The 26,701-nt window shown below is 60.5% G+C and carries 24 protein-coding genes; 8 read left to right on the top strand and 16 right to left on the bottom strand.

All coding sequences use genetic code 11. From position 1 onward, the window contains the following. Position 1 precedes the first annotated feature (1 nt). From lipB to J3P75_RS03965, 11 genes are all read right to left on the bottom strand, one after another. On the bottom strand, positions 2-649 hold the full coding sequence (gene lipB / locus J3P75_RS04015) for a lipoyl(octanoyl) transferase LipB (RefSeq protein ID WP_434709396.1): 648 nt from the start codon (positions 647-649) through the stop codon (positions 2-4). After that, positions 649-924: a DUF493 domain-containing protein gene (locus J3P75_RS04010; RefSeq protein ID WP_093098020.1), complete on the bottom strand. Its 276-nt coding sequence runs from the start codon at positions 922-924 to the stop codon at positions 649-651. The genes lipB and J3P75_RS04010 overlap by 1 nt, the downstream gene beginning before the upstream one ends. Positions 925-1,011: 87 nt before the next feature. Next, entirely contained in the window at positions 1,012-2,169 is a 1,158-nt protein-coding gene (locus J3P75_RS04005) for a D-alanyl-D-alanine carboxypeptidase family protein (RefSeq protein WP_090286609.1), read from the bottom strand. A gap of 187 nt (positions 2,170-2,356) precedes the next feature. Then, positions 2,357-3,367 carry a septal ring lytic transglycosylase RlpA family protein gene (locus J3P75_RS04000; RefSeq protein WP_434709395.1) on the bottom strand — a complete coding sequence of 337 codons (1,011 nt, stop codon included), beginning with the start codon at positions 3,365-3,367 and terminating at the stop codon, positions 2,357-2,359. Further along, positions 3,367-4,377, bottom strand: coding sequence for a lytic murein transglycosylase B (mltB, locus tag J3P75_RS03995; RefSeq protein ID WP_434595224.1), 1,011 nt, complete (start codon positions 4,375-4,377; stop codon positions 3,367-3,369). The genes J3P75_RS04000 and mltB overlap by 1 nt, the downstream gene beginning before the upstream one ends. Positions 4,378-4,394: 17 nt before the next feature. Continuing rightward, positions 4,395-5,498 (bottom strand): rod shape-determining protein RodA, encoded by a 1,104-nt coding sequence (gene rodA / locus J3P75_RS03990; RefSeq protein WP_167359939.1) that lies wholly within the window; start codon positions 5,496-5,498, stop codon positions 4,395-4,397. Positions 5,499-5,529: 31 nt separating this feature from the next. Next, on the bottom strand, positions 5,530-7,425 hold the full coding sequence (mrdA, locus tag J3P75_RS03985) for a penicillin-binding protein 2 (RefSeq protein ID WP_434595221.1): 1,896 nt from the start codon (positions 7,423-7,425) through the stop codon (positions 5,530-5,532). A 10-nt stretch (positions 7,426-7,435) separates the two neighbouring features. Continuing rightward, on the bottom strand, positions 7,436-7,903 hold the full coding sequence (rlmH, locus tag J3P75_RS03980) for a 23S rRNA (pseudouridine(1915)-N(3))-methyltransferase RlmH (protein WP_011063671.1): 468 nt from the start codon (positions 7,901-7,903) through the stop codon (positions 7,436-7,438). 9 nt (positions 7,904-7,912) lie between these two features. Next, positions 7,913-8,407 carry a ribosome silencing factor gene (gene rsfS, locus J3P75_RS03975; protein ID WP_016773024.1) on the bottom strand — a complete coding sequence of 165 codons (495 nt, stop codon included), beginning with the start codon at positions 8,405-8,407 and terminating at the stop codon, positions 7,913-7,915. Between the two features lie 72 nt (positions 8,408-8,479). After that, positions 8,480-9,202 (bottom strand): nicotinate-nucleotide adenylyltransferase, encoded by a 723-nt coding sequence (gene nadD, locus J3P75_RS03970; protein WP_434709394.1) that lies wholly within the window; start codon positions 9,200-9,202, stop codon positions 8,480-8,482. After that, a complete protein-coding gene (locus tag J3P75_RS03965; RefSeq protein ID WP_434709393.1) occupies positions 9,171-10,442 on the bottom strand; it encodes a glutamate-5-semialdehyde dehydrogenase in 1,272 nt (423 codons plus the stop codon). The genes nadD and J3P75_RS03965 overlap by 32 nt, the downstream gene beginning before the upstream one ends. A gap of 177 nt (positions 10,443-10,619) precedes the next feature. On the opposite strand from J3P75_RS03965, the gene J3P75_RS03960 reads away from it, so the two are divergent. The 5 genes from J3P75_RS03960 (at position 10,620) to J3P75_RS03940 (ending at position 20,807) form a co-directional block, all read left to right on the top strand. After that, positions 10,620-11,345, top strand: coding sequence for a DNA-3-methyladenine glycosylase (locus tag J3P75_RS03960; RefSeq protein WP_434709392.1), 726 nt, complete (start codon positions 10,620-10,622; stop codon positions 11,343-11,345). 146 nt (positions 11,346-11,491) lie between these two features. Then, positions 11,492-12,808, top strand: coding sequence for a bifunctional DedA family/phosphatase PAP2 family protein (locus J3P75_RS03955; protein ID WP_434709391.1), 1,317 nt, complete (start codon positions 11,492-11,494; stop codon positions 12,806-12,808). 316 nt (positions 12,809-13,124) lie between these two features. Then, a complete protein-coding gene (locus J3P75_RS03950) occupies positions 13,125-15,143 on the top strand; it encodes a hypothetical protein (protein WP_434709390.1) in 2,019 nt (672 codons plus the stop codon). 70 nt (positions 15,144-15,213) lie between these two features. Continuing rightward, positions 15,214-18,696 carry a calcium-binding protein gene (locus J3P75_RS03945; protein ID WP_434709389.1) on the top strand — a complete coding sequence of 1,161 codons (3,483 nt, stop codon included), beginning with the start codon at positions 15,214-15,216 and terminating at the stop codon, positions 18,694-18,696. 356 nt (positions 18,697-19,052) lie between these two features. Further along, positions 19,053-20,807, top strand: coding sequence for a hypothetical protein (locus tag J3P75_RS03940; RefSeq protein ID WP_434709388.1), 1,755 nt, complete (start codon positions 19,053-19,055; stop codon positions 20,805-20,807). Between the two features lie 60 nt (positions 20,808-20,867). Here J3P75_RS03940 and J3P75_RS03935 read toward each other — a convergent pair whose 3' ends face one another. The 5 genes from J3P75_RS03935 to J3P75_RS03915 form a co-directional block, all read right to left on the bottom strand. Next, the gene (locus J3P75_RS03935; protein WP_434709387.1) at positions 20,868-21,443 is read right to left on the bottom strand and encodes a hypothetical protein; all 576 of its coding nucleotides are present in this window, start codon (positions 21,441-21,443) and stop codon (positions 20,868-20,870) included. Positions 21,444-21,514: 71 nt separating this feature from the next. After that, positions 21,515-21,745, bottom strand: a complete 231-nt coding sequence (locus J3P75_RS03930; RefSeq protein WP_434709386.1) for a hypothetical protein — start codon at positions 21,743-21,745, stop codon at positions 21,515-21,517. A 126-nt stretch (positions 21,746-21,871) separates the two neighbouring features. After that, positions 21,872-22,462, bottom strand: a complete 591-nt coding sequence (locus J3P75_RS03925; RefSeq protein WP_434709385.1) for an LON peptidase substrate-binding domain-containing protein — start codon at positions 22,460-22,462, stop codon at positions 21,872-21,874. 10 nt (positions 22,463-22,472) lie between these two features. After that, the gene (locus J3P75_RS03920) at positions 22,473-23,189 is read right to left on the bottom strand and encodes an LrgB family protein (RefSeq protein ID WP_093097985.1); all 717 of its coding nucleotides are present in this window, start codon (positions 23,187-23,189) and stop codon (positions 22,473-22,475) included. Continuing rightward, entirely contained in the window at positions 23,189-23,551 is a 363-nt protein-coding gene (locus tag J3P75_RS03915) for a CidA/LrgA family protein (protein WP_336356074.1), read from the bottom strand. Before J3P75_RS03915 ends, J3P75_RS03920 begins: the two co-directional genes overlap by 1 nt. A 180-nt stretch (positions 23,552-23,731) precedes the next feature. On the opposite strand from J3P75_RS03915, the gene J3P75_RS03910 reads away from it, so the two are divergent. From J3P75_RS03910 to J3P75_RS03900, 3 genes are all read left to right on the top strand, one after another. Next, positions 23,732-24,187 (top strand): MaoC family dehydratase, encoded by a 456-nt coding sequence (locus J3P75_RS03910; protein WP_434709384.1) that lies wholly within the window; start codon positions 23,732-23,734, stop codon positions 24,185-24,187. A gap of 102 nt (positions 24,188-24,289) precedes the next feature. After that, entirely contained in the window at positions 24,290-26,017 is a 1,728-nt protein-coding gene (locus J3P75_RS03905; RefSeq protein ID WP_434709383.1) for a C13 family peptidase, read from the top strand. A gap of 27 nt (positions 26,018-26,044) precedes the next feature. Further along, entirely contained in the window at positions 26,045-26,686 is a 642-nt protein-coding gene (locus tag J3P75_RS03900) for an oxidoreductase (RefSeq protein ID WP_394507890.1), read from the top strand. Positions 26,687-26,701: the final 15 nt, after the last annotated feature.

The following is a 26,701-nucleotide window of genomic DNA, read 5'->3' as shown; positions in this document are numbered from 1 at the left end:
ATCAGTCGATTCCGCCCGTGAGGGTCGTCTGCTCAGCATAGTCGAGGTGTTTGACGAGCTGCGCACGCAGCCGGGCACTTACCTCGGCAAATTCAATCGATCCTGCGTGATCGCTCAGCTGGGTCATCGCCAGCCCGGCGTAGCCGCAGGGATTAATCCGTCGAAACGGTTCCAGGTCCATATCCACGTTCAGGGCCAGGCCATGAAAGGAACAACCGTGGCGAATGCGCAAACCCAGAGACGCGATTTTCGCGCCCTCGACGTAAACGCCGGGAGCATCCGGCTTCGCCGCTGCGGTCACGCCGTAGCTGGCCAAAAGATCGATCAGGCACTGTTCCATGCGTGTGACCAGATCTCGTACGCCGAAACCCAGCTTGCGTACGTCCAGCAGCAGATAGGCCACCAGTTGGCCGGGACCATGATAAGTCACTTGGCCGCCGCGATCGACCTGCACCACCGGAATATCTCCCGGCAGCAGCAAGTGCTCGGCCTTGCCGGCCTGGCCCTGAGTGAACACCGGCGGGTGCTCGACGAGCCAGATTTCGTCGGCGGCAGCGCTGCCACGTTCGTTGGTGAAGCGCTGCATGGCATGCCAGACCGGCTCGTAAGCCATCCGGCCAAGTTCACGAAAGCCCAGCGTGCCGGGCATCACAACACCATGTGCACGAAGCCGGTCGCCCGCAGTTCGCTGTTGATGTTGTACAGCTGATCCTGATCGGTGGCGACAATGTGCAGCTGAATGGTGGTGTATTTGCCAGTGCTGCTTTGCCGCTCGTCGATGCGCTCGTCGTTGATGGTCGCGTGTTTCTTGACGATTTCAATGATCTGGTCTTTGCGACCGACGCCCGTATCGCTGATCACCTTGACGGGATAATCCGTAACAGGGAATTCGATCTTTGGCGCCTTTACTTCGGTATCGGTCATGGCGTAACGGCCTCTAATAGCACAAGCCGTGGTAACGCACATGGCCCCGCTCCGGATCGGGGCGGGGCCATGCAGGTCAACACAAAATCAGTTGAACAAGCCGTAGAAGAATAGACGGATGCTATCCCACATGCGGCGGAAGATACCACCCTCCTCGACGCCGTCCAGAGCGATCAGGTCAGCGCTGTGCACGACCTTGTCTTCCAGTTTGACTTCGACTTTACCGATCACGTCGCCCTTGGCGATAGGCGCGGTCAGTTGCGGGTTCATGGTCATGCTGGCAGCGAGCTTCTTCAGCTGGCCTTTTGGCAGGGTCATGGTCAGGTCTTGCGCCAGACCGGCCTTGACCTGATTGGTGGTGCCTTTCCACACCGGCGCCTGCGCCAGTTCGGTGCCCTTCTGATAGAAGGTCTGGGTTTCGAAGAAGCGGAAGCCGTAAGTCAGCAGCTTCTGGGTTTCAGCCGCACGGGCCACTTCGCTGTTGGTGCCGAACACCACGGCGATCAGACGCTGACCGTCACGCACCGCCGAAGACACCATGCAGTAGCCGGCTTCGTCGGTATGACCGGTTTTCAGACCGTCGACGGTCTTGTCGCGCCACAGCAGCAGGTTGCGGTTAGGCTGCTTGATGCCGTTCCAGAAGAACTCTTTCTGCGAGTAGATCGCGTAGTGAGCCGGGTCTTCGTGAATGATCGCGCGAGCCAGCGTCGCCATGTCGTGCGCCGAGGAGTAGTGCTCAGGGTTCGGCAGACCGGTCGGGTTCATGAAGTGGGTATTGGTCATGCCCAGTTCGGTAACCGTCTTGTTCATCAGGTCGGCGAAGGCATCTTCGCTACCGGCGATGTGCTCGGCCAGCGCGACGCTGGCGTCGTTGCCGGACTGGATGATGATGCCATGCAGCAGGTCGCTGACGGTCACCTGCGAGCCGACTTTGATGAACATCCGCGAACCGCCGGTACGCCAGGCGTTTTCGCTGACGGTCACCGGATCGTTTTCACCGATCTGGCCGCGACGGATTTCCAGGGTCGCGATGTACGCGGTCATCAGCTTGGTCAGGCTGGCCGGTGGCAGACGCTGGTCGCCGTTGTTTTCAACCAGCACGTTGCCGCTGCTGGCATCCATCAGAACGTAGGCTTTGGCCGCCAGTTGCGGTGGCGACGGCATCATCTCGGCCGCAAAAGCGGCTGGCGAGAGGAGCAGCGGGACTAGCAGACACAGGCGTTTGGCAAAGGTGGTGATGTTCATCCGTCTCTCGAAATCGCTAATGGAAACTTGCCCGAGGGCAAAACTTGTTCAGACAGCCTTCTAACGGGCCATCGCGTGTTCAGTCGTTCACTCCAGTCACCCTTGCCGGGCTTTTGTTCTTCGACGAGCCAACAACCTGGTCCACCCCCCGAATACCGCAAGTGAACCGTCAATCAAGGTCTACGTTTTACTCGGTGACCACACTGGGCGAACCCAGGTTGGCCAGGCGCACGCTGTTCTGCACCTGGGCGATTTCACCCGGCGAGCCGATCGGCCCCAGGCGAACCCGGTGCAGGGTCTGCTGATTGCGCACGATCGAGCTGATGAACACCGGAGCGCTCACCATCCCGCTGAGCTTCGACCTCAGCAGTTCGGCAGCGTCCGGGTTGGCGAACGCGCCCACCTGCAGATACTGGCCAGACGCTGTTGCAGAAGCGTTTTTTTTTGCGTCGATCTGCACCGGCACGACGGCCGCGGCGTGTTGCTGCGGCGGCGGCGTCCACTGCTCGACGGTGCCGGCCGAGGCCGTGATCACCGGAGCGCTGGTCTGCGCCACTTGCGGCTCGTTGAGCATCAGCGGCGCCGGACGGCCTTTGGCGGCCCACCATTGCTGCGGATCGATGCCTTCGACCTTGACCCGCGCGGTGCCGGTTTCGGCGTAACCGAGTTTCTTCGCCGCCGCGTAGGACAAGTCAATGATGCGATCGGAATAGAACGGCCCGCGGTCGTTGACGCGCAGTATCACGGTCTTGTTGTTGTCCAGGTTGGTCACCCGAACGTAACTTGGCAACGGTAGGGTCTTGTGTGCGGCACTCATGCCGTACAGGTCATAGACCTCGCCGTTGGCGGTGTTCTGCCCGTGAAACTTGGTGCCGTACCAGGACGCCGTGCCGGAAGCGACGTAGGTCTTGGATTCCTGCAGCGGAAAGTAGGTCTTGCCCAGCACTGTGTAAGGGTTGGCCTTGTATGGCCCGGTGTGCAGGGTCGGCGTCGCATCCGGGATACGCGAAACATCGACGTCCCACCATGGCGCGCCGTCTTTGTGCGCGCGGTTGATGTCCAGGCCCGGTTGGGCGCGGACAGCGGTGGACGGAGCTTTCTGCGTCGGGGTGCGGCTGGTCGTGCAACTGGCGACCAGAACTGCCAACGCAGCGAAAGCCACCAGCTTCAGGGGTTTATGGTTAGGCAATGCCTGCATTACTTGACGCCCCGTGCTTGTACCAGCTGTTCAGACAGTTGATGTACGGCCATGGCGTACATCACGCTGCGGTTATAACGCGTGATTGCGTAGAAATTCTTCAGGCCCATCCAGTATTCCGGGCCATTGTCGCCTTCGAGGCGAAATGCGGTAACCGGCATATCATCGCGCAGCGCATCATGACTTGACCAGCCCAGCGCCCGCAACTCTGCGACCGTTTTCGTCGGCTCGATACCGCTCGTCAGGCCTTCATCGACGTGCTCGCCGTCAACATCGGCGCGGCTGACCACCGGCTCGCCGGCAACCCAGCCGTGACGCTTGAAATAGCTGGCAACGCTGCCGATCGCATCGTCCGGGTTGTTCCAGATATTGATGTGGCCGTCACCGTCAAAATCCACCGCATAGGCGCGAAAGCTGCTCGGCATGAATTGCGGCAGGCCCATGGCCCCGGCGTAGGAGCCTTTGAGGGTCAATGGATCGACCTGCTCTTCACGCGCCAGCAGCAGAAACTCGCGCAATTCCTTGCGGAAAAATTCGGCACGGGGAGGATAGTCGAAACCGAGCGTCGACAACGCATCGATTACCCGGTAATTACCGGTATTACGTCCGAAAAAGGTCTCAACGCCGATGATCGATACAATGACTTGTGCCGGTACGCCGTATTCCTGCTCGGCACGCGCCAGGGTTGCCTCGTGCTGACGCCAGAAGTCGACACCACGGGCGATGCGCGCGTCGGTGATGAACATCGGGCGGTATTCGTTCCACTGCTTGACCCGCTCGGCAGGCCTGGAAATGGCATCGAGAATCGCCTGCTTGCGCTGCGCCTCACGGAACACCGCCATTAATTGCTCACCGGCGAAACCGTAGTCGCGGGTCATTTCACCGACGAATTCGGCCACCTGCGGCGAGCCTTCGTATTCGCCGGCCAGCGCTTCCTGGACGCTGCCCAGCAGGCCCATCAGGCCAACCAGCGGCGCGCATCGAGTCGCCCAGCCACGCATGACTTGCATTGAACTGTTCACCTTATTCAAACCTGTGCGATCCACTTGCGATGGGTATGGATCGACATCAAAACCCCAAACGCTGACAGCAGTGTCACCAGCGAAGTTCCTCCGTAGCTAATGAACGGCAACGGCACCCCTACGACCGGCAACAGGCCACTGACCATACCGATGTTGACGAAAACGTAAACAAAAAATGTCATGGTCAACGCCCCGGCGAGCAATTTGCCGAACAGGGTTTGCGCCTGAGCGGTGATCACCAGCCCGCGTCCGATCAGCAGCAGATAAATCAGCAACAGCGCGCAAATGCCGACCAGCCCGAACTCTTCACCGAGTACGGCAATGATGAAGTCGGTATGGCTTTCCGGCAGGAAGTCCAGGTGTGACTGGGTGCCGAGCAACCAGCCTTTGCCGAAGACACCGCCGGAACCGATCGCGGCTTTCGACTGGATGATGTTCCAGCCGGTGCCCAGCGGATCGCTTTCCGGATCGAGGAAGGTCAGCACGCGCTGCTTCTGGTAGTCGTGCATGACGAAAAACCACATTGCCACCGACACCGGCACCGCCGCCGCCAGCACGCTGAGGATCCAGCGCCAGCGCAACCCGCCCATGAACAGCACAAAAGCGCCGCCGGCAAGAATCAACAGCGAGGTGCCGAGATCGGGCTGACGCACGATCAGCGCGAACGGCACGCCGATCAGCATCAGGCTGATACCGACATGCTTGAGTTGCGGCGGCAAGGTGCGCTTGGACAAGTACCAGGCGATAGTCGCCGGCATGAGGATTTTCATGAATTCCGAAGGCTGGAAGCGGATCACCCCGGGGATGTTGATCCAGCGTGTGGCGCCCATGGCGTTGTGGCCCATGATGTCCACCACCAGCAGCAACACCACGCCAATGACATAACCGAGCGGCACCCAACGGGCCATGAACCGCGGTTCGAACTGGGCAATGACAATCATCGCCACCAGGCCGATGCCGAACGACGTCGCCTGTTTGCCCAGCAGATCCCAGCTCTTGCCGCTGGCCGAATACAGCACGAACAGGCTGCCGGCGGCGAGGATCAGCAGCAGGATCAGCAGCGGGCCATCAATGTGAAGTCTTTGCAGCAACGTCGCACGGCGACGCATCACATCCTCACTGGAGAGCATGCGATCGAAGTTATTCATCACGGGCCGTGGCCTCCGCAGTGATTGGGCTGGCGTACTCGGCCTTCAAATGTCCGTCCTGATCGAGCAGCCAGGCATCCATGACCTGACGCACCACTGGCGCAGCGACGCCGGAACCGGACTCACCGTTCTCGACCATCACCGACACGACGATTTTCGGATCTTCGGCCGGAGCAAAGCCGACGAACAAGGCGTGGTCGCGGTGGCGTTCCTGGACCTTGGAGCGGTCGTATTTCTCGCCCTGCTTGATCGCCACGACCTGGGCGGTACCCGACTTGCCGGCGATGCGGTATTGCGCACCGATCGCCGCTTTACGCGCGGTGCCGCGGGCGCCGTGCATCACCTGCTGCATGCCGTGGTTGACCTTGTTCCAGTCGGACGGATCGCGCAGCACGATGTTCGGCATCGGGTTGTCATCCACAGGCTTGACCCCGTCAAGCGACTTGGCCAGGTGCGGACGGTTCCAGATGCCTTTGTTGGCCACCAGTGCCGTGGCCTGGGCCAGTTGCAGCGGTGTCGATTGCATGTAGCCCTGGCCGATCCCGAGAATCAGGGTTTCGCCGGGGAACCATGCCTGTTTGCGGGTCGCCCGCTTCCATTCACGCGACGGCATCAGGCCGGGGGATTCTTCGAACATGTCCAGCGAGACTTTCTGGCCGATGCCGAACTTGTTCATGTACGCCGACAGCCGATCGATGCCGAGCTTGTGTGCCAAGTCATAGAAGTAGGTGTCGTTGGACCGCATGATCGCCGTGTCGAGGTCGACGAAGCCGTCCCCGGTGCGGTTCCAGTTGCGGTACTTGTGGTCGTAGTTGGGCAGCATGTAATAGCCCGGGTCGAACACCCGGCTCGACGCCGTGACGACGCCGGCATCAAGGCCGGCGATCGCCACCGCCGGTTTGATCGTCGAGCCCGGCGGGTACAGGCCGCGCAGCACGCGGTTGAACAGCGGCCGGTCGATGGAATCGCGTAATTCAGCATAAGCCTTGAAGCTGATCCCGGTGACGAACAGGTTGGGGTCGAAACTCGGCTGACTGACCATCGCCAGCACTTCACCGGTCTTCGGATCGAGCGCTACCACCGCGCCCCGCCGCCCGCCCAGCGCGGCCTCGGCGGCTTCCTGCAACTTGATGTCCAGACTCAGGACGATGTCCTTGCCGGGAATCGGATCGGTGCGTTTGAGCACGCGCAAAACGCGGCCCCGGGCGTTGGTCTCGACTTCCTCGTAACCGACCTGCCCGTGCAATTCCGGCTCGTAGAAACGCTCGATGCCGGTTTTGCCGATGTGGTGGGTGCCGCTGTAGTTGACCGGATCGAGGCTCTTCAGCTCTTTCTCGTTGATCCGTCCCATGTAGCCCACCGAATGCGCAAAATGCGCGCCCTGCGGATAGTGACGGACCAGTTGCGCGACCACCTCGACGCCCGGCAGGCGGAACTGGTTTACCGCGATGCGGGCAATCTGCTCTTCGCTCAGCTCGAACAGGATCGGCACCGGCTCGAACGGTCGGCGCCCCTGCCGCATGCGCTTCTCGAAGATCACCCGGTCCTCGGGCGTCAGCTCCAGCACTTCGACGATGACGTCGAGCACCTGCTGCCAGTCGCCGGAGCGCTCGCGGGTCATGCTCAGGCTGAAGCTTGGGCGGTTGTCCGCGACCACCACGCCGTTGCGATCGAAAATCAGCCCGCGCGTGGGCGGTATCGGCTGCACATGGACGCGGTTGTTCTCCGACAAGGTCGAGTGATATTCGTACTGGATCACCTGCAAGTAATACAACCGCGCTATCAGCACAACGATCAGCAACATCACCGTGATGGCCCCGAACACGACGCGGCTGCGCACCAGGCGGGCGTCCTTTTCGTGGTCCTTGATGCGGATCGGCTGAGACATGAGGGCAGGCTTACTTGTGGTAAGGGTGACCGGACAACACGGTCCAGGCACGATACAACTGTTCGCCGATGAGGATGCGCACCAACGGATGCGGCAACGTCAGCGGCGACAAGGACCAGCGCTGATCGGCACGGGCGCAGACTTCCGGCGCCAGCCCCTCGGGACCACCGACCATGAAATTGACCGTGCGCGAGTCCAGCCGCCAGCGATCGAGTTCGACCGCCAGTTGCTCGGTGCTCCAGGGCTTGCCGTGAACTTCCAGCGTGACGATCCGCTCGTTGTGCCCGACCTTGGCCAGCATGGCTTCGCCTTCCTGGCGGATGAAACGGGCCACGTCGGCATTCTTGCCACGGGTATTGAGCGGAATTTCCACCAGTTCCAGCGCCAGCTCGGACGGAAGACGCTTGGCATATTCATGCCAGCCTTCTTCCACCCACTTGGGCATGCGTGAACCGACGGCGATCAGGCGCAGTCGCACAGCAATCCCTTAGAACTGGTCTTTGTTGAGCTTGGTGAAATGCTCGTGGGTGTTTTCCGGGCTGTGGTGCTTGGCATCGGCAGCACGGCTTTGCTCGGCACCGGCCCACAGGCGCTCCAGATCGTAGAACTGACGCGCCGAGGCGGTCATCATGTGCACGATCACCAGATCGAGGTCGAGCAGCACCCAGTCGCTGTCGCCCTTGCCTTCTTCGCCCAGCGGCTTGGCGCCCTGCTTTTTCACTTCCTCGCGAACCTTGTCGAGCATCGCGTTGATCTGGCGATTGGAGGTACCGGTGGCGATGATCATGTAGTCAGTGATGCTCTGCTTGTCGCGCACATCGATGATCTGGATGTCCTGGGCCTTGACGTCTTCCAGCGCAGCGACGGCAATCTTGACCAGTTCGTCGCCCTTGAGCGGCTCGTTGGTGTTGACGGCTTCCGGCAGTGGCGCGCTCTTGAACGTGCCTTTGCGCTTTACTTTCGGTAGATCTTTATCAGTCATATGAAACTCGTTTTGCTCATGTATTCGGCGGCTTGGGGATACGGTGATTCGTATCCGTGAAGCACGCCTTGTTCAGTTCGACGCACGGTACAGACCGTGCGCATCGATGTAGGCCAGGACCGCGTCGGGCACCAGGAAACGTACCGACTTACCGCTGGCCAGCAGTTGACGGATCTGGGTGGCGGAAACCGCGAGCGGTGTCTGCCAGACGAATGCAATCTGTCCGCTCGGCCCTTTCAGGGCCAGCGGGTCGCTCACCGAACGCGCTGCCAGCAGGTTGCGCAAGGCATCCGGCGGTTCGCTGTCGGCGTCCGGGCGCTGTAGCACCAGGATGTGGCAATGCTGGAGCAACTCTTCCCAGCGGTGCCAAGTGGGCAGGCCGCAAAATGCGTCCCAGCCCAAAAGCAGAAAAACCTGGGTCTCGGCGGGCATCTCTGCGCGCAGCGACTCCAGGGTATCGATGGTCCAGGACGGCTTGTCCCGCTGCAATTCGCGGGCGTCCACCATCAACGGCGGCAAACCGGCCACCGCACACTCGACCATGGCCAGCCGATCCTGCGCCGACACCTGCGGCGTACCGCGGTGCGGCGGACGCGCGCTGGGCAGCATGCGCAGCTCATCGAGCGCCAGCGCCTCGGCGACTTCCAGCGCGCCGCGCAAATGGCCGATGTGCACCGGGTCGAACGTGCCGCCCAGAACGCCGATGCGTCGTGGGCGCGACTCGCTGCCGGTGTGCGGCGCTGTCAGGTCGAGGTCGGTCAAGTCAGACCGTCGCCTGGCCGCGCAACTGGCCATCACCGACCACAATGTACTTCTCGCAGGTCAGACCTTCGAGGCCCACCGGGCCGCGGGCGTGCAGCTTATCAGTAGAAATGCCGATCTCGGCACCCAATCCGTATTCAAATCCATCGGCAAAGCAGGTCGGCGTGTTGATCATCACCGAGGCCGAGTCGACTTCCGCCACGAAGCGCCGGGTGTCGGCGAGGTTTTCGCTGACGATCGAGTCGGTGTGGTGAGAGCCGTAATGGTTGATGTGTTCGATGGCCTGATCCAGCCCGTCGACCACGCGGATCGACAGAATCGGCGCCAGGTATTCACTGCTCCAGTCGTCCTCGGTGGCTGCTACGGCTTCGATGATCGCTCGGGTGCGCTCGCAGCCGCGCAGTTCGACACCTTTTTCGCGGAATTGCGCGGCCATCGCCGGCAGGAAATCCTGCGCAACCGTCTGATCGACCAGCAAGGTCTCCATCGCCCCGCAGATGCCATAACGATAAGTCTTGGCGTTGAAGACAATGCGCTGGGCTTTGCCCAGATCGGCGTGCTCGCTGACATACACGTGGCAGATGCCGTCCAGATGCTTGATCACCGGTACGCGGGCATCGCGGCTGATGCGTTCGATCAGGCCACGGCCACCGCGCGGCACGATCACGTCGACGTATTCGGGCATGCTGATCATCGCGCCGACGGCGGCACGGTCGGTAGTTTCTACCACTTGCACCACGGCGGCGGGCAATTCGGCCTCGGCCAGACCGCGTTGAATGCACGCAGCAATCGCCCGGTTGGAATGGATCGCTTCGGAGCCGCCACGCAGAATCGTCGCGTTGCCGGACTTGAGGCACAGGCTGGCGGCGTCGATAGTCACGTTGGGCCGGGATTCGTAAATGATCCCGATCACGCCCAACGGCACGCGCATCTTGCCGACCTGAATCCCCGACGGACGGAAGCTCATGTCACGGATCGCGCCGACCGGATCCGGCAGCGCAGCGACCTGCCGCAAACCGACGATCATCCCGTCGATGCGTGCCGGGGTCAGTTCCAGACGTTCCAGCAACGCAGGCTCCAGGCCATTGGCGCGGCCGGCGGCCAAGTCCTGTTCATTGGCTGCAGCCAGCTCGGCACGCGCCGCATCCAGAGCATTGGCGGTCGCCTGCAGGGCGCGGTTCTTCTGCGCGGTGCTGGCACGGCCGATGACCCGGGAAGCGCTGCGGGCGGCGCGACCCAATCGGGTCATGTAGTCAAGAACGGACTCAGTCATGGTCTGCTGGGGTCTTGGCAAAGAGGAAAGCGGCAGATTATAGCTGTCACGTCCCCCGACTAACAGCGGTGACGGGCGGATGGTCAAAATGAGCCTCGAATGGCCATCGTTCAGACGTAATTAAGCTCAGCATTGTTATCATCACGGCCTCTTGAGCCTGGATCAACCGTGCCCATCATGAGCAACGAGCCTCAACACTCTCAGCCCACACGCCTGCCCGTGGGCCTGCCGGACAGCTTTTTCGAGCGTGACGCCCAGGTACTGGCGCAGGATCTGCTCGGCAAAGTCATCCGCCATCGCGTCGGCGATCTGTGGCTGAGCGCGCGGATCATCGAAACCGAAGCCTATTACTGCGCCGAAAAAGGCAGCCATGCCTCACTCGGGTACACGGAAAAGCGTAAGGCTTTGTTTCTGGATGGCGGGCACATCTATATGTACTACGCCCGTGGCGGCGATTCGCTGAACTTCAGCGCGCAGGGCCCGGGCAACGCCGTGCTGATCAAATCGGCGTATCCATGGGTCGATGAAATCAGCGGTCCGGCGAGCATGGCACAAATGCTCCTGAACAACCCCGACGCTCAGGGTCGCGCCCGCCCAGCGCAGAAGCTTTGCGCCGGGCAGACATTGCTGTGCAAGGCACTCGGGCTGAAAGTACCGATGTGGGATGCCAAGCGTTTCGACCATCAACTGTTATTGGTGGAAGACACCGGTCCCGCGCCCTCACACATTATTCAAACGACTCGTCTGGGCATTCCGCTTGGACGAGACGAGCACCTGATGTACCGCTTCGTCGATGCGGCCTACGCACAATGGTGCACGCGGAACCCGCTGCGCCGGGGCCAGGTCGAAGGCCGGGATTATTTTCTGTTGCCTGGAGCCAGCGTCGATTGCGCGAATAAATGATATCCGCCTGTGGGAGCGAGCCTGCTCCCGAAGAGGTCTGCCGGACAATTTTAATCGTCTGACATTCCGCATTCGCGAGCAGGCTCGCTCCCACAGGTGAGTAGTCAGCCCCGAATATCAATTGAGAATCAATGGAGTTTTTCTGTATGGGCCCATGGCTCGATAGCGTGACCGGTTGGCTGGCGGCCAATCCACAGTGGCTGGCGGCGGCGGTGTTCCTTGTGGCGCTGGTGGAATGCCTGGCGATCGCCGGACTGATCGTGCCAGGCACCGTTCTGCTGTTTGCCGTCGCGGTTCTGGCCGGCAGCGGCGCGCTGTCGTTGAGCGAAACCCTGCTCCTGGGCTTTCTCGGCGGCATTCTCGGCGATCTGATTTCGTATTTTCTCGGTCGGCATTTTCACCAGAACATCCGTCGCCTGCCGGGGCTGCGCAGCCATCCGGAGTGGATGGCCGGCGCCGAGTCGTATTTTCATCGATACGGGATCGCCAGCCTCTTGGTCGGGCGATTTATCGGCCCGTTACGACCGATGCTGCCGATGGTGGCAGGCATGTGCGACATGCCGTTCCCACGTTTTATTGCGGTCAGCCTGCTCGCTGCGGCCGGCTGGAGCCTCGCCTACCTGCTGCCGGGCTGGGCCACCGGCGCGGCGTTCCGCTTGCCGCTGCCCGAGGGCTTCTGGCTCGAAGCCGGGATCGTCGCTGCCAGCATTGCCGTCATGGTGGGGATGAGCGTCAACAGCAGCTTGCGCCGCCATCGCCGCGCCACGCTGTGGATCGGCAGCATGAGCCTGCTGATCCTGATCGGTCTGTTCATCGGCTATCCCTACCTCACGGCGCTCGACCAGGGCGTGATGACCTTGGTCCAGGAACATCGACAGCCGGCGCTCGACGAGATCGCGGTGACGCTGACTCTGATCGGCGAATTCCGCAACATGCTGATGTTCAGCGCCTTGCTGGTCATCCTGCTGCTGGTGTGCAAGCAATGGCGCCACGCACTGTTTACCGGCGCTACGCTGCTGGTCACGGCGCTGGCCAACACCGGCACCAAATACTTCTTCGCCCGGGTACGCCCGGAAGTGCTGAGCGATCCGCTGACCACTTACAGCATGCCCAGCGGCCACGCCTCCGGCGCGTTCGCGCTGTTTCTGAGCCTCGCGGTTTTGGCCGGTCGCGGCCAGCCGCCGCGCATGCGCCTGACCTGGTTGCTGATCGGTTGCATACCGGCGCTGGCCATTGCCCTGTCGCGAGTGTATCTGGGCGCGCACTGGCCGACCGATGTGCTGGCCGGCGCCATGCTCGCCAGTTGCCTGTGCGCGGCGAGCCTGTGGCTGAGTCAGCGTTCGACCTCGCTTAATGCGATGCCTTTCAAAGTCTGGTGGCTGGTCCTGCCGGCGATGCTGGCGATGTTCGGTTTCTTCGTGCTGCGCCATCTTCCACATACGCTGCTGCGTTACGCTTATTGATTGAAACTGCACAAGCGTTATTTTCTAGCCCTGCTCTTTTCGGAAAGTTCCGACAAGGGCAGCGCGATTAACTTATTCAAACTTTCTCATTGCTCGTAAATTTTCGCGCAACAACACGGCAACTTTCCCACCTGTAAATATTTGAAAAAACCGGGTAACACAATTCAACCCCTGCACACTGCGATAAGCAATTCCGCACTTAAGAAAAAGCATTAGATTGACTCGTCAAATTCAATAACTTCGATCATCAAAACACTTCAACTAATCAGACTTTGAAGTTGAGACTGTATTGCTGATCCATTGATTCGAGTCATTCATGAGCCCAAAGCTGCCACGCAAACCCACCGCCACTCTTCGACAACCCGACACGCCGATTCCCGCGCCCTCGCCCGGCACCTCTGCAACCTGGCGGCTGCCCGGTTTTGCCGACCCCGTCAGCACCACGCGAAACATTGATGCCCGCGCCGATACCGAGCCCGCCCCGGCCATCACCATCACTACCCTGCCGACGCAAACCCCTGCGCTGCCCCGCCAAGCCGGCGCAGTGGATCAATACTGGTTGCAACCGGAATTTCTACGCGGCATGCAAGCAGCCGATGAAGATGGTTTCCGCTGGATCGTCGGCCGGCGCTTCGTCGACGTCGAATACGCCGGCGGCGTCGAAACCGCCCATGTCGGGCTCGATGATGACGGCGTCTGGCGCAGCAAACTGCTGACCGAGCGCAGCCCCTCCGGCCCCAGACTGTACAAAAATGCCGGCCGTTCGACCTGGCGCCTGACCGAACAGCCCGGCGCAGTTCCCGCAGTCGGCGCCGAACGATCAATGCTCGACTCATCTGCGCATAAGCGCCCCGCCATGCCCGGCACCGAGGCCAGTGCCGCCAGGCAACCGCGACCGGCGTCGACTCGCACGCACATCAATCAGATGTTTTACCGGCAAACGATGCGCTCGCCGGACGCTCAGGGTTATTACGAGTTCATGCCATTCCCGAGCACCAACCCCGCCGACGCTCAGTTCGCCTTCATGGACAGATACGGCAACCCCGTGCGGGTCATTGCGCCAGCGGCTGGCTTCAGTGCAGAACCTGCGCAGCTGAAATCCTGGACCGATCGTGAAATCTGGATGCTGTACGGCATCGAAGGGCCGCAGATCACCCGTTTTCGCGCCGAAGCTCAATCCAGCGGCAAGCCACCGGGCTGGGTCGAAGCTCGAGAGACCGCCAATCCGCACAACGATCTGCTGAATAACGCCCTGCGCTGGCTGCACCCAGGCATGAGCCGTGCGCAAAGTGAAACCTTCCTGCAGGCCTACAACCTGCTACCGAGCCAATTGACCCGCCTGCGCCAGGCACTCAAAAGCACACTGGCGATGCCGGAATGGACCGAGGCGCACAAGCGCCTGACCGAGGATGTCGGCAATGCGCAGCGTCTCGAACAATTGAGCCGCGACGCCACCACCGAGCTCAACCTCAAGCGCGACGCCCGGCATGACTGGTACGCCCCGCAAAGCAGCCTGACCAACGAGGTCCGTGAAGCCCTGCTGAGCAAGCTCGGCTACCTGCGCAACAAGAACAACTGCCTGTACCGCACCGACATCCCGGCGCTGTTTCGCGGTGATGAACGCACGCCGTTCGAGCTGGCTGATGACCGCACCATGCTGCCGCGTTATCACCACGAACCGGGAGCAACAACGCACAAACCGTTGAGCGCGACCTTCAGCCTCAACGAGGGCCAGATGTACGCACGCCAACCGGACCCGGAATATCTGCGTTACGAGCGCCAGACCAACAAATATCCGGGGCGCGACGCCGATGAATCGTCCTCGGACAGCGATGTCAGTGATGCGAGTGACAGTGATAGCGCGACGTCCTCCGACTGGTCGGATCCGGCCAGTCCGATTCCGTGGGACAACGATCGCCAATACCGCAGCAGCCGCTCTAAACAACAGGAGATGTTTCTCTACGTCCTCGACACGCGCGGCCTGGAAGTGGTCCCGCATGAAGAAAACATGCTGTTCAACTCGGCGGCCCGCGACACGCCGCCAACCTGGTTCCCTTCCGATGATTTCGAAGGGCTGATTTCAGTCACCCGCAGCGGTTTGCCGGCCGAGCGCATCTGGCTGCTCAATTCAGCGCAGACCAAAGCCGCCCGCATCGATGACATCGCCGCGCAGGCCGGCGACCGCGCCGAGCTGATCGAAGCCGCGACCCGCGCCGGCCATGCCAATGCCTGGGAGTACGACCGCTTGATCGACAGCGCCGAAGCGGCAGCCAAGCCGATCGTCAGGCTTTCCGGCAACCGCAACGAATTCGCCTACGACATTACCTGGCCGTGAGTACGCAACGGCCTGCACTGAAGCACCCGGCATGGAAGCCGGTCAAACACATCATTAAAGGACTGATACCGTGTCAAAACTCATCACACCCAGCCTCGCCGCCCTCGAAGCCCGCGCCCTCGGCATGGAGCAAATCAGTGCTTCAGCCAACCCGTTCGGGCGCCAGCCTGCTCGGTTGACTGCGCCACCTTCGGCTACTGCGGCGGACCCGGACGCACCCTACCGACGTACGCTGGCCAGCCTCGACAAACATTTCGGCCCGTTACGCATTGGCGAAGTCATGACCAGTCGCGTCGAATTGCAGGCCCTCGGCGCAACGGTCCACGGCCAACCCATCAGCCCGGCGAATGCCGGCATGCAGAGTGTTGATCAAGCCTTTCTCGACGGTTTGAATTTCGATGCGGAGAAGGTCCATGCACGCTTGCGCTCCGCCGACATCGCCGACAGCGGCGCCCCTGCCATGCTGTTTTTCGAAATCTGCTGCAAGCGCTCGCCCGATGCCGGGGAATTGTTCGTGCGCGCTGGCACCATCGAATCCGGCAGTTCCTTCGAGCGTCTCAATCGTTTGGGTCGGTCCGCGCAAAAGCTTGATATCCAGCGCGTCGACGCCTTTGAAAACTCCCCAGGCTGGGTCAGTCGAGGCAAAAGCTATCTGCTGAGCGGTGCCGGTGTCGGCATGCAAGCGTTCGGCATCTACAGCGGTTACATGGCCATGGTGGATGCAATCAAACACGGTGAAACCGGGGAAGCGTGGCTGCAGGGCGGCTCGATTGCCGCCGAGCTGGGTTCGCTGATCGTTGAGCAGGGCTTCAGCAAGGGTGGCCAGGCAATGATCCGTAACGGCGGGATGATCTTCCGTTATTTCCCGCGGACTTCTGTCGGCAAATTCCTGAGCCGCGGCGCCGGCATGTTCGCCAGCATCCTCACGCTGCCCTTCGACATCAAAGATGCGGTGAAATCGTTCAATGCCGCAGCGGCAACCTCCGGCAAGGTGGCGCAAGACCACTACGTCAGCGGCGGTCTGAGTGTTGCCGGCGCGGGCATCAGCCTCGCACTGGGCGTGGCGGCCCTGGCCGGCTTCGGCAGCGTTGCGGGACCTCTCGGCCTGGCCGCGGCCGGAGTCTTGATCGCCGCTTCAATGATTTATCAGGCCGCGCGCGTGGTCGATGACATCGACGACTACATCGAGCTGACCGCCCACGAACGCTTGCGCTCAGGCTGGTTCGCCTTCACCGGCAAGGAACTGGACAAGGAGGTCATGGACCGCTTCAAGGTCTCCAAGGGTTATCGCGACCATCAGGACCAACTGCAATTGTCTGCCCGACAGATGCTCGAAGGCGCCTACAAGCACTCCCTTGAGCACGTGGTCAACGGCGCATTTCGGGTCGAACTCAAATCGGTCGAACTCTGGCGCTACCAGTGGAATGAGCAGGCTGGCGAACAGCCGTTCAAGCTCGATAGCCACGCGGCGGTCATCGACGGTGACGATGAAATAGACGCTGGCAAAGGCTTGCCAGCGGACCTCGAAGGCAAGGTTTCCGGCACGGCGGGCGATGGCAAAGGGGTGTTCTGGCGCCTCGGCGATGGCAATGACCGTGTGATCGGGGTGGACGATCAGCCCAACATGTTTTCCTTCCGCGCCGGCCACAAGGCCCTGACGGGCGGTGCCAAGAGCGACGCGTTTTACCACGAAGTGACCCATGACGAACTCAACCGGGCGAGCAAACCGGCTCATCTGAACGTGTTCGATGGCGGCGCCGGTTCTGACACGCTGGCGTTCGAAGGCAGTCGTCCACTCGACGACACTGCCCACTTCGGACACGACATCAACCTGCAAACCGGCAAGATCAGCCTGCGCGGGCTGGATGTCGATATCGGCGCCGTGCATGTCGCCCAACTGACGTCGATCGAAAACGTCTCGACGCTGCGCAAAGGCACCAGTCGCGTGACCGGCAGCGACGAAGCCAACCGGATCGCCGCCAATGGTTACGACCGGGTCAATGCCGGCGCTGGCGACGACACCATCGCCATCGGCGGCATCGATTGTCGGGTTAATGGCGGTAGCGGCATGGACCGCTATTACATCGCCGACACCTGCGCGCGAACCACGATTATCGAAGACGGCGAACACGCCAGCCTGATTGAGTTTGGCTGGCCGCGGGACGTCATCCAGCACTGGGAAATCAACGACACCTCACTGGTGGTGCGCTCCCTGCGCGGCGTCGACGGCAGCGATCCCGAGCATGTCCTCACCATTGAAAACGTCTACCAACGGATCGACGGCGAGCGCCAGTTGAAGAACGCCAAGCTGGTATTCAAGACTCAGGACGAATATGAGTTGCTGGCACTGTTGCCAACGAAACCGGGCGAGGCCTTGATCGAACGTGTCGATGTCGCAATAACCATCATCGGCAAACCGAGCCCAACCGCAGAGATCATCAGTAGCGGTACGGTGGACATCAATGATCTGGGGCGCAAACGGCATTATGTGTCGCGCCTGCCTGGCGATATCGAGTTCGTTGCCAAACGCCATGCGACACGCACTTCGCGCGTGGTTCACCTCGACTTCAAGAGCATCGAAATCAAGGACGTCGTGGTCAGTCATGAAGTCGAAATCCGCAAGGGTGTCTCCGGCAATACTCACCTGACCTACAAAGACATCGACCTGGCGCTGCATCTGCCGGATAAAACCGTGACCTTCAAAGGGGTCATTCAGCCTATCGCCGCAGCCACCGGCTACAGCGGCAGAAACAGCCTGAAAGTCACCACGCCGCTGCTTGCTCAGGACATCGTCCTGATTCTGCAGGATGAGGTTTCATACCGCCTGCAGGTGCCGGAACTGAACTACCAGGACGACGCCCGCAACCCCGGCCCCCGTAGCCAGAGCACCCGCAGTTGCCTGAAGCGGCGTACCGGCAATTACCTGTTCACCCGGCCGCTGGCGGGAGAAAAACTGGCACTGCCGGCGCACCCGAGCAAAGTGGTGATTCCCGCCGGGCCGCACACCGGCATTCATGTGCTCCACGGGCAAAGTTCGACGTACGACGTGTACCTGACCAGCAACTCGATCGTGCGCCTGTCAACACCGGGCGCCGCAGCCAAAACCGCCAACGCATCGGTCTGGAACATCTTCACCAGCGCCATGACGGAGACGATCAAGCGCGATGACATTGACCTCGATACCAACCGCCTGCGCATCGGCAGCGCCGTGATCGAACTGCCGACAGTCGACGACGACGCCCCGGTCGAGTCGGTCAGCGTGGTGACGTCCGCGGGGCATATTTACGAAGTGTCGTTGCTGTTCGAAGTTCTTCAGTTGTATGTCATCGATGCCAGCGCTTACGCCAGCGTCGCCGCACTGCTGGTGGATCTCGACGCGCATCGACTGCGCAACGAACTGGCCGCCAGCGTGCACGCGACCCATCTCTGCGCCAAGGGAAAAACCGGCACGCTGGTCTACCGCTCGACGAAGCAGCACTGGAGCCTGGGCGCAGATCCGAAGGTACGTATCGAGCCTGAAGATCTGTTGATCACGCCCACGCCAACCGCTTGATAATTATCAACCGACAATAACGGTGCACTGCTGCACGGATGGCTGCAGCAGTGCACCTTGAAGACGCCCACGGCTATGCCTCCAGGCACCGGGTACCCCTTTCAGCCAATGGAAGGCTGATTCACACAAAGGAATGAAATTTCATGCGCAAAAACACGGGTCCTCTACGCCCTTCGCCAACACCTGACACATCCGGCCCGTCAACGCCTCGACCCACAGGTGACCAGCCTGTCGATCTGGATTTTCACTTGTCCGGTCGGCCGCGTTCGGGCGCTCTCGACGAGCCGCCGCGGCGCAGCGCCGACGGGAGGACCGACGAAGCACTGCAGGCAGAGACTGCAGTGACGGTCACACGAATGAGCGAAATCGTCGAACCACTCGCGCCAGTCCCCTTTTCCCCTCTGGAACGCTATCGACAAAACGCCTTGAGCGGACTCTCCGCTTACGATGCTGAAGGGCTGCGGAGCTACAAAGGCAGAAAGTTTGCTGATGTCAGCGACGACGCAACAACCGCCATGCAGACAGTGATGGTCGTGTATCACGAAATGATGAAGGTCTACCGGGCCAGGCTATCGACCGAGCGAGAGGCTTCGGGACCACCGCTCTATCGAATCGGCGAGAGCAATACCTGGAGTCTGCACAAGCCGTTTGAATACTATGATCCCAAGCAGTACACCCAGTCTCATATCGCCGACAGCCGCGGATATTATTCAGTGGATAAAATCAGGCTGATCGAATACTCGGGCGAGCACGGCAAATGGTATGAACGGCAGATTGTGGACAGAAATGCGGGTCTGGCGTTTGTCGACGAAAATGGCGGTCTGATACGCGTCGACCCGAATGAAGCACGCGCAGACAGCACGATACCCGTGAAGCTGGCGCACTGGAGCGATGGCGAAATCTGGAGTACTTACCGCCTGGAGGGCGCGCGGGCCCTGGTATTCCGCATCGAAGCCGAAGCAGCCGGAAGAGCGCCCGATTGGGCTACACGCTTTCACGAACCAGACATTCACAAGTATCTGACCGACTCATTGCGATGGCCGTACCCGGATAAATCCCGACAGGAACGAACGGAGATCTTGCGCAGCTACAATTTGAGCATTGCTCAACAGAATCGCCTGCGTCTGGAAATGGAACATGGTTCGTTTCCTGAGTGGGCCGAACAGCACAAGCGCTTGACCCTGAGCGAGTCGGACGTTACGAGGTTTGAGCATATTGCACAGGAGCTTGGACCCTTCACTCTCAAACTGAGAGAAGAAGGCGAGTTCCAGGAGCACGATTTGCCTCCCCTCTCCCAGCGCTATGAATCAGACTTCCTCAACAGTTATCTGGAATACGCGGGATACAAGCGCAACCAGCACGATTACCTCTACCGGACAGACATTCCGGCAATGTTCCGCGCCGACTTGCGAACGCCTTTTGAACTGGCGCGAGACAAACGCCTGGTGAAATTGCGCGGCAATCCGTCTGACTCAACGACCAAACGGGCATTCAGTTCAACCTTCGGTGTGGCCAACGCCTTGTCCTACATGGGCTTCGATTATTACTCCAACCCTCGGCATTACAACAGCCAGGCCAACCGTTACCCGGGACATTTCTCCGATAGCGATTCTTCCAGTGGATTCCGACACAGTTCAGGCGAAGAGTCCGACACGTCCTTCGAGATGGACGAGTCGCGTGATTACCCCTTGCTACGGCGCAACCAGAACCTTGGTTTTCTGTATGTCATCGACACCCGCAGCATCGAAGTAGTCCCACGCGTGGAAAACATTTATCTGAACAACAAGGATTTCGACGGCGATACGCTTGAGGGCCGGATATCGATGCCGACGCGTGGTATCAGTGCCGAGCGGATCTGGCTGGTGAGTTCAGATCTGAGCCGGGCGGCGAGAGTAGAGGATGTTTTTCTGCAGGCCGGTGACAGAGCCGAAGCTATCGAGAAAGCCACCTGGTCAGGGACAAATGATTATGATCGATACGGCAATAATGCCTATGACGGACTGATAGATAAAATTGCCCGTTCTGGTGGTGTCGTATTGAAGCTGCCCAAAGGTCAAGATACTCGTTCCAATGACATAACCTGGCCAGTGGCCGAACATTACCGAACGTGAGATAAAGCGCCATTCATTCCATGATGAATGGCGCGTTTTTTACTGATGTGAAGCCTATGACTATCGAACCACTTTGATCACGAACGTCGCCGGTTTGTTATTGAAAGCGTTGTGCCCGGTAGGGTTGGGATCTTCATTCACAAAGGTATCCAAGCCGCTGCTTACGTGGTGGTAAACAGGCTTGCTTCTGGATTTACTGTCTAGCGCTTTGCTGCTCAACTCAAGATGGGCCGGGCCCGCCTCGAAGTCGCCCAGCGAAGCTTTGGGTACGCCGTACGTAATGATGGAAAAGTGCTGCGCGGCGGCACTGGTGCTGGCTAAGAGATTATGCGTTAGGGCCTCTATGTAAAAGCGCGCATTGGCAAACGCTCCCGTATGCACCAGTGAGATCTCATAGTTGTCACCCTGCGGGACGAGCTTCAGTAACAGCGGTTCGTCGTCTTCATGATCGGCCAGCGTAATGAAGCTGGCGACACGCGTATCCGCCAGCCCCACCTCGGCTTCCAGTTGCTCGCTCTTGGTTATGCGCTGTTGGCCAAGGGCCTTTTGCAGACGCTGTTGATTGAGCACCACCGGCCGGCCGTTCAGATAAAGATGCGCATTGAATGTTTTGCTGTTGACTTTGGTTATGGACATGGTTTGCACCTGTAGGCATCCTGCCGTCGGCTATATACCCACGACAGGCAATATCGAAAAAGGAAAAGTCTTCAAACAGCCGCGGATGCCACTAGGGTCGAGGCGGATGCAGCCATCCGAGGGATATCCCCTTCGGGTACTTTTGCCGATTTTCGTTTACGTCGGGCAATGACCATGCGATCGGCATATGTCGATGCAGCTTCAATCACATTGTTGACGTTATGGTCGGTCTCGGCATGTTTCAAAATATACTTGCCGGCAATATCGTCCCAGAATGCCCATTCATCTTCATATACAGTCATGACTTCTTCCTTGTTCTTATTCAAATTACCCGCGTCCTGCGGGCCACTTGAAAGTAAGACAAAGTCATCAGTGCGACAATGCTGGCAAACGCGATCAGTTGATTCAAAGTACAACCAGATGAACAACTAGGCGAACAACTCGCCTTGCAACTCATCGAGCAAGGCCTGGATCGCGTCCAGCCGCTGCTGGGGATCGTCGAGTTGCAGCAGGTCGATCTTGTCTTCTTCAGCGAACGGCAACAGATAGGCCAGTTGATTGGCCAGCGATTGCTGACCGGCAGCGTCGGCGCCCATGTCGAGCGCTTCGACCATCGGGTGTTCGGCCAGCGCCTTGAGCAGCGCGACCAGATCGGCGTCTTCGTCCTGCAGCGGTTGTTCGGGCTCGTCGTCGAGCCATTCGACGTCGGCCAGGATCAGCTGATCGTGCTGCACTTCGGTGCGCAATACCGTGAAGCGGCGGCCGCCCTGCACGCGAATACCGAGCAGGCCATTGTCCTGTTGCTGAAAGTCGGTGACGCGTGCCTCGCAACCGACCAGGGCAAACCCTTGCGGCGCGACGCCGACTTCGCTGCCTTCCAGGATGCACACCACGCCGAAGCCGACGCCCTGTTTCATGCAGCGGCCGATCATGTCGAGGTAGCGCGCCTCGAAGATCTGCAAATCGAGGTTGCAGCCGGGGAACAGCACCGTGTTCAGCGGGAAAAGCGGCAGACTCATAGACATTTCCTTACACCACCATCGACACCGCCAACGGCAGGAACACCGCCGTGGCCACGCCCATCAGACTCATCGCAAGCGCCGCGAAGGCGCCGCACTCATCACTCTCCTGCAACGCGACCGACGTGCCGACCGCGTGAGCGGTCATGCCCAGCGCCATGCCGCGTGCCTCCGGGCTGTGCACACCGAGACGGGTCAGCAGCGCCGGGCCGAAGATCGCCCCGATCACCCCGGTGATCAGTACGAACACCGCCGCCAGCGCCGCGACGCCACCGATCTGCTCGGCCACCAGCATGGCAATCGGCGAGGTCACCGACTTCGGTGCCATGGTCATCAGAATCATGTGCTCGGCGCCAAACCACCAGCCCAGCGCCACGCCCATGCCAGTCGCCACCACCCCGCCTATCACCAGCGTAGTAAAAATCGGCCAGAACAATTGCCGAATGCGCCGCAAATTCAGATACAGCGGCACCGCCAGCGCCACCGTCGCCGGGCCGAGCAGGATGCTCAGGATCTCGGTGCTCTTGCGGTACTCGGCGTACGTCACGCCACAACCGACCAGCACACCGATCACCAGCAACATGGAGACCAGCACCGGCTGCAGAAAGATCCAGCGGGTTTTCTCGAACGCTGCCAGCACCAGTTGATAGGCACCGAGGGTGATGCCGATGCCGAACAGCGGATGATGAATGACCGACGCCCAGGCACCTTGCCAATCGAACAGCATCAGGACTCCTCCGCCGGCGGCGCGTGGCGTTTGACCAGGCGCTGCATCAGCACACCGGCAAAGGCCATCGACAGGATCAGCGACAGCACCAGCGCGCCGACGATCGCCCAGAAATCCGCAGCAATCGCTGCGGCGTAAACCATCACACCCACGGCTGGCGGCACCAGCAGCAACGGCAGATAACGCAGCAGACTGCCCGCCGCCAGGTTCAGCGGCTCACCGACTTCACCGCGAATGATCAGGAACGCCAGCAACAGCAGCAGACCGATGATCGGCCCCGGCAGCACCGGCAACAGCAAATGATTAAGCGCCGTGCCGAGCAATTGAAACAGCACCAGCAGGGTCAGGCCACGTAGCAACATCAGACATCTCTCCGCGCAAGTCGCCTGCATTATAAGCACGCCTGCGCTATGGATCGGCATTCGCCAAAAGCATGGTCGGTTGACCGCAGCAAATCGCCGTGATGATCTACAGTGGTTCGCAGGGCGGTCAAATCCCCCACCTGAAAAACTATAAAACCGATGAACCCAAGGAGAGTCTCAATGCCCTATGTTCCCGTTGCAGAGCTCAAAGATCATGTCGGCAAGGAACTCGGACGTTCCGAATGGCTCACCATCGATCAGGAACGCATCAACCTGTTTGCCGAAGCCACCGGTGATTATCAGTTCATTCACGTCGACCCGGCCAAAGCCGCGCAAACGCCCTTTGGCAGCACCATCGCCCACGGTTTCCTGTCGCTGTCGCTGATGCCGAAACTGATGGAAGACATTCTGGTATTGCCGGAAGGCGTGAAGATGGTGGTCAACTATGGCCTGGACAGCGTGCGTTTCATTCAGCCGGTGAAGGTCGACTCGAAAGTCCGATTGAAGGTCGATCTGGTTGAAGTGACCGAGAAAAAACCCGGCCAGTGGTTGCTCAAGGCTATCGCAACCCTCGAGATAGAGGGCTCGGAGAAACCGGCCTATATTGCCGAACCCTTGTCGCTCTGCTTCGTCTGATCGTTCCGGATGCGAAGCAGCGCACGCTGTTTCGCGTCACCTCTCTATATATGCGACGCATAGCTGCGGCATACTCGGTCGCCTAATTGCCCGGATCCCGCTATGCGCTCACTTGCTTGTCTTGCACCCCTTGCCTTGACCCTGATGCTCACCGCTTGCGGCGACGGCGAATCGCTGTTGCCGCCGGATGCACGCCTGCCGGACGGCGGACGCTATCGCGGCGAACTGGTCGATGGCTTGCTGCAAGGCCAGGGCCGCGTCGACTACCCCAATGGCAGCTGGTACGCCGGGCAGTTCGACAAGGGCCAGTGGCATGGTCAGGGCGAATGGCACGGCAGCAACGGCGAGGTCTATCGCGGCCAGTTTGCGCAGGGGCTGTTCGACGGTCAGGGCAGCCTGACCACCAACGCCAGCAGCTACACCGGCGGCTTCAAACAGGGCCGGCGCGACGGCGAAGGCACGCTGAAAGAAAACGGCATGACCTACCGTGGCGAATTCCGTGCCGACCAGTATTCCGGGCTCGGCCGTCTGGAAATGGAGGACGGCAGCTCCTATCAGGGCCAGTTCGCCCACGGCAAACCCAACGGTGAAGGCCAGCGCGGCGATGCCAGCGGCAACTCGTTCACCGGGCATTTCGTCAACGGCCAACTCGAAGGCAACGGCACCTTCAACAGCGCCGATGGCGACATCTATGTCGGCGGGTTCAAAAACAATCAATTGCACGGCAAGGGCCGCTACGAAAACGCCGACGGCGATGTCTGGCTCGGCCAGTTCAAGGAAGGCGCGCTGACCGGCAAGGGCGAACTGATCGGCGCCGACGGCAGCCATTACATCGGCGTATTCAATGATTGGCGTTTCACCGGCCAGGGCCGCTTGAACCTCTCTGACGGCAGCTTCTACATCGGCGGTTTCGACAACGACAGCTATTCGGGGCGCGGCACCCTGGTACTGACCGATGGCAGCGTGCTCAGCGGCACCTGGATCAACGGCCAGCGCGTGCGCGACGCCGACGGCAAACTGCTGCCCGATACCCTTGAACTCGGTCTGCTCGCCCAAGGTCGTTTGCTCGACGAAGCACTGACGGCAATTCCCGCCTCGACTCCGGCCGTGGAGCTGTACACCCTGACCCTCGGCGGCGATGGCAAGCAAAGTGTGTTTCTGCGCGAGTCCGACTTCGTCGCCAATATGCTCAATACGCGTTTTGGTGCGTTCGGCCAGATTCGTCTGGTCAACCACCGCGACCACCTCGGCGACCGGCCGATGGCCACCCGCGAAAACCTGCGCCGGGCCGCGCAAGCCTTGGCCGAACGCAGTGGCCCGGAAGACTTGCTGTTCATTTACCTGACCAGCCACGGCACCGCCGAGCATGAACTGGTGCTCGATCAGCCACGCATGGAGCTGGCCGACCTGCCCGCCGACGAACTCGCCGCGGTGCTGGCGCCGCTGAAGCACCGTGACAAGATCATCGTTATTTCGTCGTGCTACTCCGGCGGTTTCATTCCAGCGCTGAAGGACGAACGCACCCTGATCATGACCGCCTCGCGCGCCGACCGGGTGTCGTTTGGCTGTTCCGAAGAAGCCAATTTCACCTACTTTGGTGACGCGCTGTTCGCCCAGGCGCTGAACCAGACCGATGATCTGGAGCAGGCTTTCAAACTGGCCAGGGCCACCGTCGCCGAGCGCGAGCTGGCGGATGGTTTCGAGGCTTCGGAGCCGCAGATCTGGGCGCCGAAAACCGTGTTGTCGCACTGGCAACTGCTGCGCAAACAGCAGGCCCGTAAAGCGTTGCAAAGTGCTGCGTTGAACGACGGGGCGACAAAAGGCAACTAAGCTGAACAGTATCAAGGGAGAGACACTATGTACTTGACGCCTCAGCACGTATTGCTTGCCGGAGCCACCGGACTGACCGGTGAACATCTACTCGATCGCCTGCTCAACGAACCGACGATTTCACGCGTGCTCGCCCCTTCGCGTCGCCCCCTGGCGGAACATCCGCACCTGGAAAACCCGGTCGGCGATCCGCAGGTGTTTCTGCCGCAACTGAGCGGGCGCGTCGATATCGCCTATTGCTGTCTCGGCACCACCATCAAGCAGGCGGGCTCGGAAGAAGCCTTTCGCGCGGTGGATCTGGACATGGTCGTGGCGTTCGCCAAACGCGCGCGGGAGATGGGCGCGCGGCATCTGATCGTGATCAGCGCGATTGGCGCGGATCCGAAATCCTCGGTGTTCTACAACCGGGTCAAGGGCGAAATGGAGCAGGCACTGCGCGCGCAGGACTGGCCGCAACTGACCATCTGCCGGCCTTCATTGTTGCTGGGTGAGCGAGTCGAGCCGCGTCTGGCCGAGCAACTGGCCGGGCCACTGTCGAAGCTGATTCCGGGCAAGTACCGCGGCATCGAAGCCTGCCAGTTGGCGCGAGCGATGTGGCGGCTGGCGCTGGAAGAGCAGGATGGGGTGCGGGTGATCGAGTCGGATGAGCTGAGGAAATTGGGTAAATAACCGGAAATCGCTATC

It is taken from the genome of Pseudomonas sp. R1-1, from assembly GCF_051132135.1.
In the GTDB taxonomy this organism is placed as follows: domain Bacteria; phylum Pseudomonadota; class Gammaproteobacteria; order Pseudomonadales; family Pseudomonadaceae; genus Aquipseudomonas.
This window is presented reverse-complemented; position numbering and strand designations above follow the sequence as displayed.

Excerpts from the sequence above, each read along its gene's own strand:
- J3P75_RS03960 (WP_434709392.1), top strand. The coding sequence starts at position 10,620 with ATGAGCAACGAGCCTCAACACTCTCAGCCCACACGCCTGCCCGTGGGC.
- J3P75_RS03920 (WP_093097985.1), bottom strand. The coding sequence starts at position 23,189 with ATGCTGTTCGATTGGCAAGGTGCCTGGGCGTCGGTCATTCATCATCCG.
- J3P75_RS03925 (WP_434709385.1), bottom strand. The coding sequence starts at position 22,462 with ATGAGTCTGCCGCTTTTCCCGCTGAACACGGTGCTGTTCCCCGGCTGC.
- J3P75_RS04010 (WP_093098020.1), bottom strand. The coding sequence starts at position 924 with ATGACCGATACCGAAGTAAAGGCGCCAAAGATCGAATTCCCTGTTACG.
- nadD (WP_434709394.1), bottom strand. The coding sequence starts at position 9,202 with ATGGCCAGTTGCGCGGCCAGGCGACGGTCTGACTTGACCGACCTCGAC.
- rodA (WP_167359939.1), bottom strand. The coding sequence starts at position 5,498 with ATGCGTCGCCGTGCGACGTTGCTGCAAAGACTTCACATTGATGGCCCG.
- J3P75_RS03905 (WP_434709383.1), top strand. The coding sequence starts at position 24,290 with ATGCGCTCACTTGCTTGTCTTGCACCCCTTGCCTTGACCCTGATGCTC.
- J3P75_RS03910 (WP_434709384.1), top strand. The coding sequence starts at position 23,732 with ATGCCCTATGTTCCCGTTGCAGAGCTCAAAGATCATGTCGGCAAGGAA.
- J3P75_RS04000 (WP_434709395.1), bottom strand. The coding sequence starts at position 3,367 with ATGCAGGCATTGCCTAACCATAAACCCCTGAAGCTGGTGGCTTTCGCT.
- J3P75_RS03930 (WP_434709386.1), bottom strand. The coding sequence starts at position 21,745 with ATGACTGTATATGAAGATGAATGGGCATTCTGGGACGATATTGCCGGC.
- J3P75_RS03965 (WP_434709393.1), bottom strand. The coding sequence starts at position 10,442 with ATGACTGAGTCCGTTCTTGACTACATGACCCGATTGGGTCGCGCCGCC.
- J3P75_RS03900 (WP_394507890.1), top strand. The coding sequence starts at position 26,045 with ATGTACTTGACGCCTCAGCACGTATTGCTTGCCGGAGCCACCGGACTG.
- mrdA (WP_434595221.1), bottom strand. The coding sequence starts at position 7,425 with ATGTCTCAGCCGATCCGCATCAAGGACCACGAAAAGGACGCCCGCCTG.
- J3P75_RS04005 (WP_090286609.1), bottom strand. The coding sequence starts at position 2,169 with ATGAACATCACCACCTTTGCCAAACGCCTGTGTCTGCTAGTCCCGCTG.
- J3P75_RS03955 (WP_434709391.1), top strand. The coding sequence starts at position 11,492 with ATGGGCCCATGGCTCGATAGCGTGACCGGTTGGCTGGCGGCCAATCCA.
- J3P75_RS03915 (WP_336356074.1), bottom strand. The coding sequence starts at position 23,551 with ATGTTGCTACGTGGCCTGACCCTGCTGGTGCTGTTTCAATTGCTCGGC.
- lipB (WP_434709396.1), bottom strand. The coding sequence starts at position 649 with ATGCCCGGCACGCTGGGCTTTCGTGAACTTGGCCGGATGGCTTACGAG.
- J3P75_RS03940 (WP_434709388.1), top strand. The coding sequence starts at position 19,053 with ATGAGCGAAATCGTCGAACCACTCGCGCCAGTCCCCTTTTCCCCTCTG.
- J3P75_RS03950 (WP_434709390.1), top strand. The coding sequence starts at position 13,125 with ATGAGCCCAAAGCTGCCACGCAAACCCACCGCCACTCTTCGACAACCC.
- mltB (WP_434595224.1), bottom strand. The coding sequence starts at position 4,377 with ATGCAAGTCATGCGTGGCTGGGCGACTCGATGCGCGCCGCTGGTTGGC.
- J3P75_RS03935 (WP_434709387.1), bottom strand. The coding sequence starts at position 21,443 with ATGTCCATAACCAAAGTCAACAGCAAAACATTCAATGCGCATCTTTAT.
- rsfS (WP_016773024.1), bottom strand. The coding sequence starts at position 8,407 with ATGACTGATAAAGATCTACCGAAAGTAAAGCGCAAAGGCACGTTCAAG.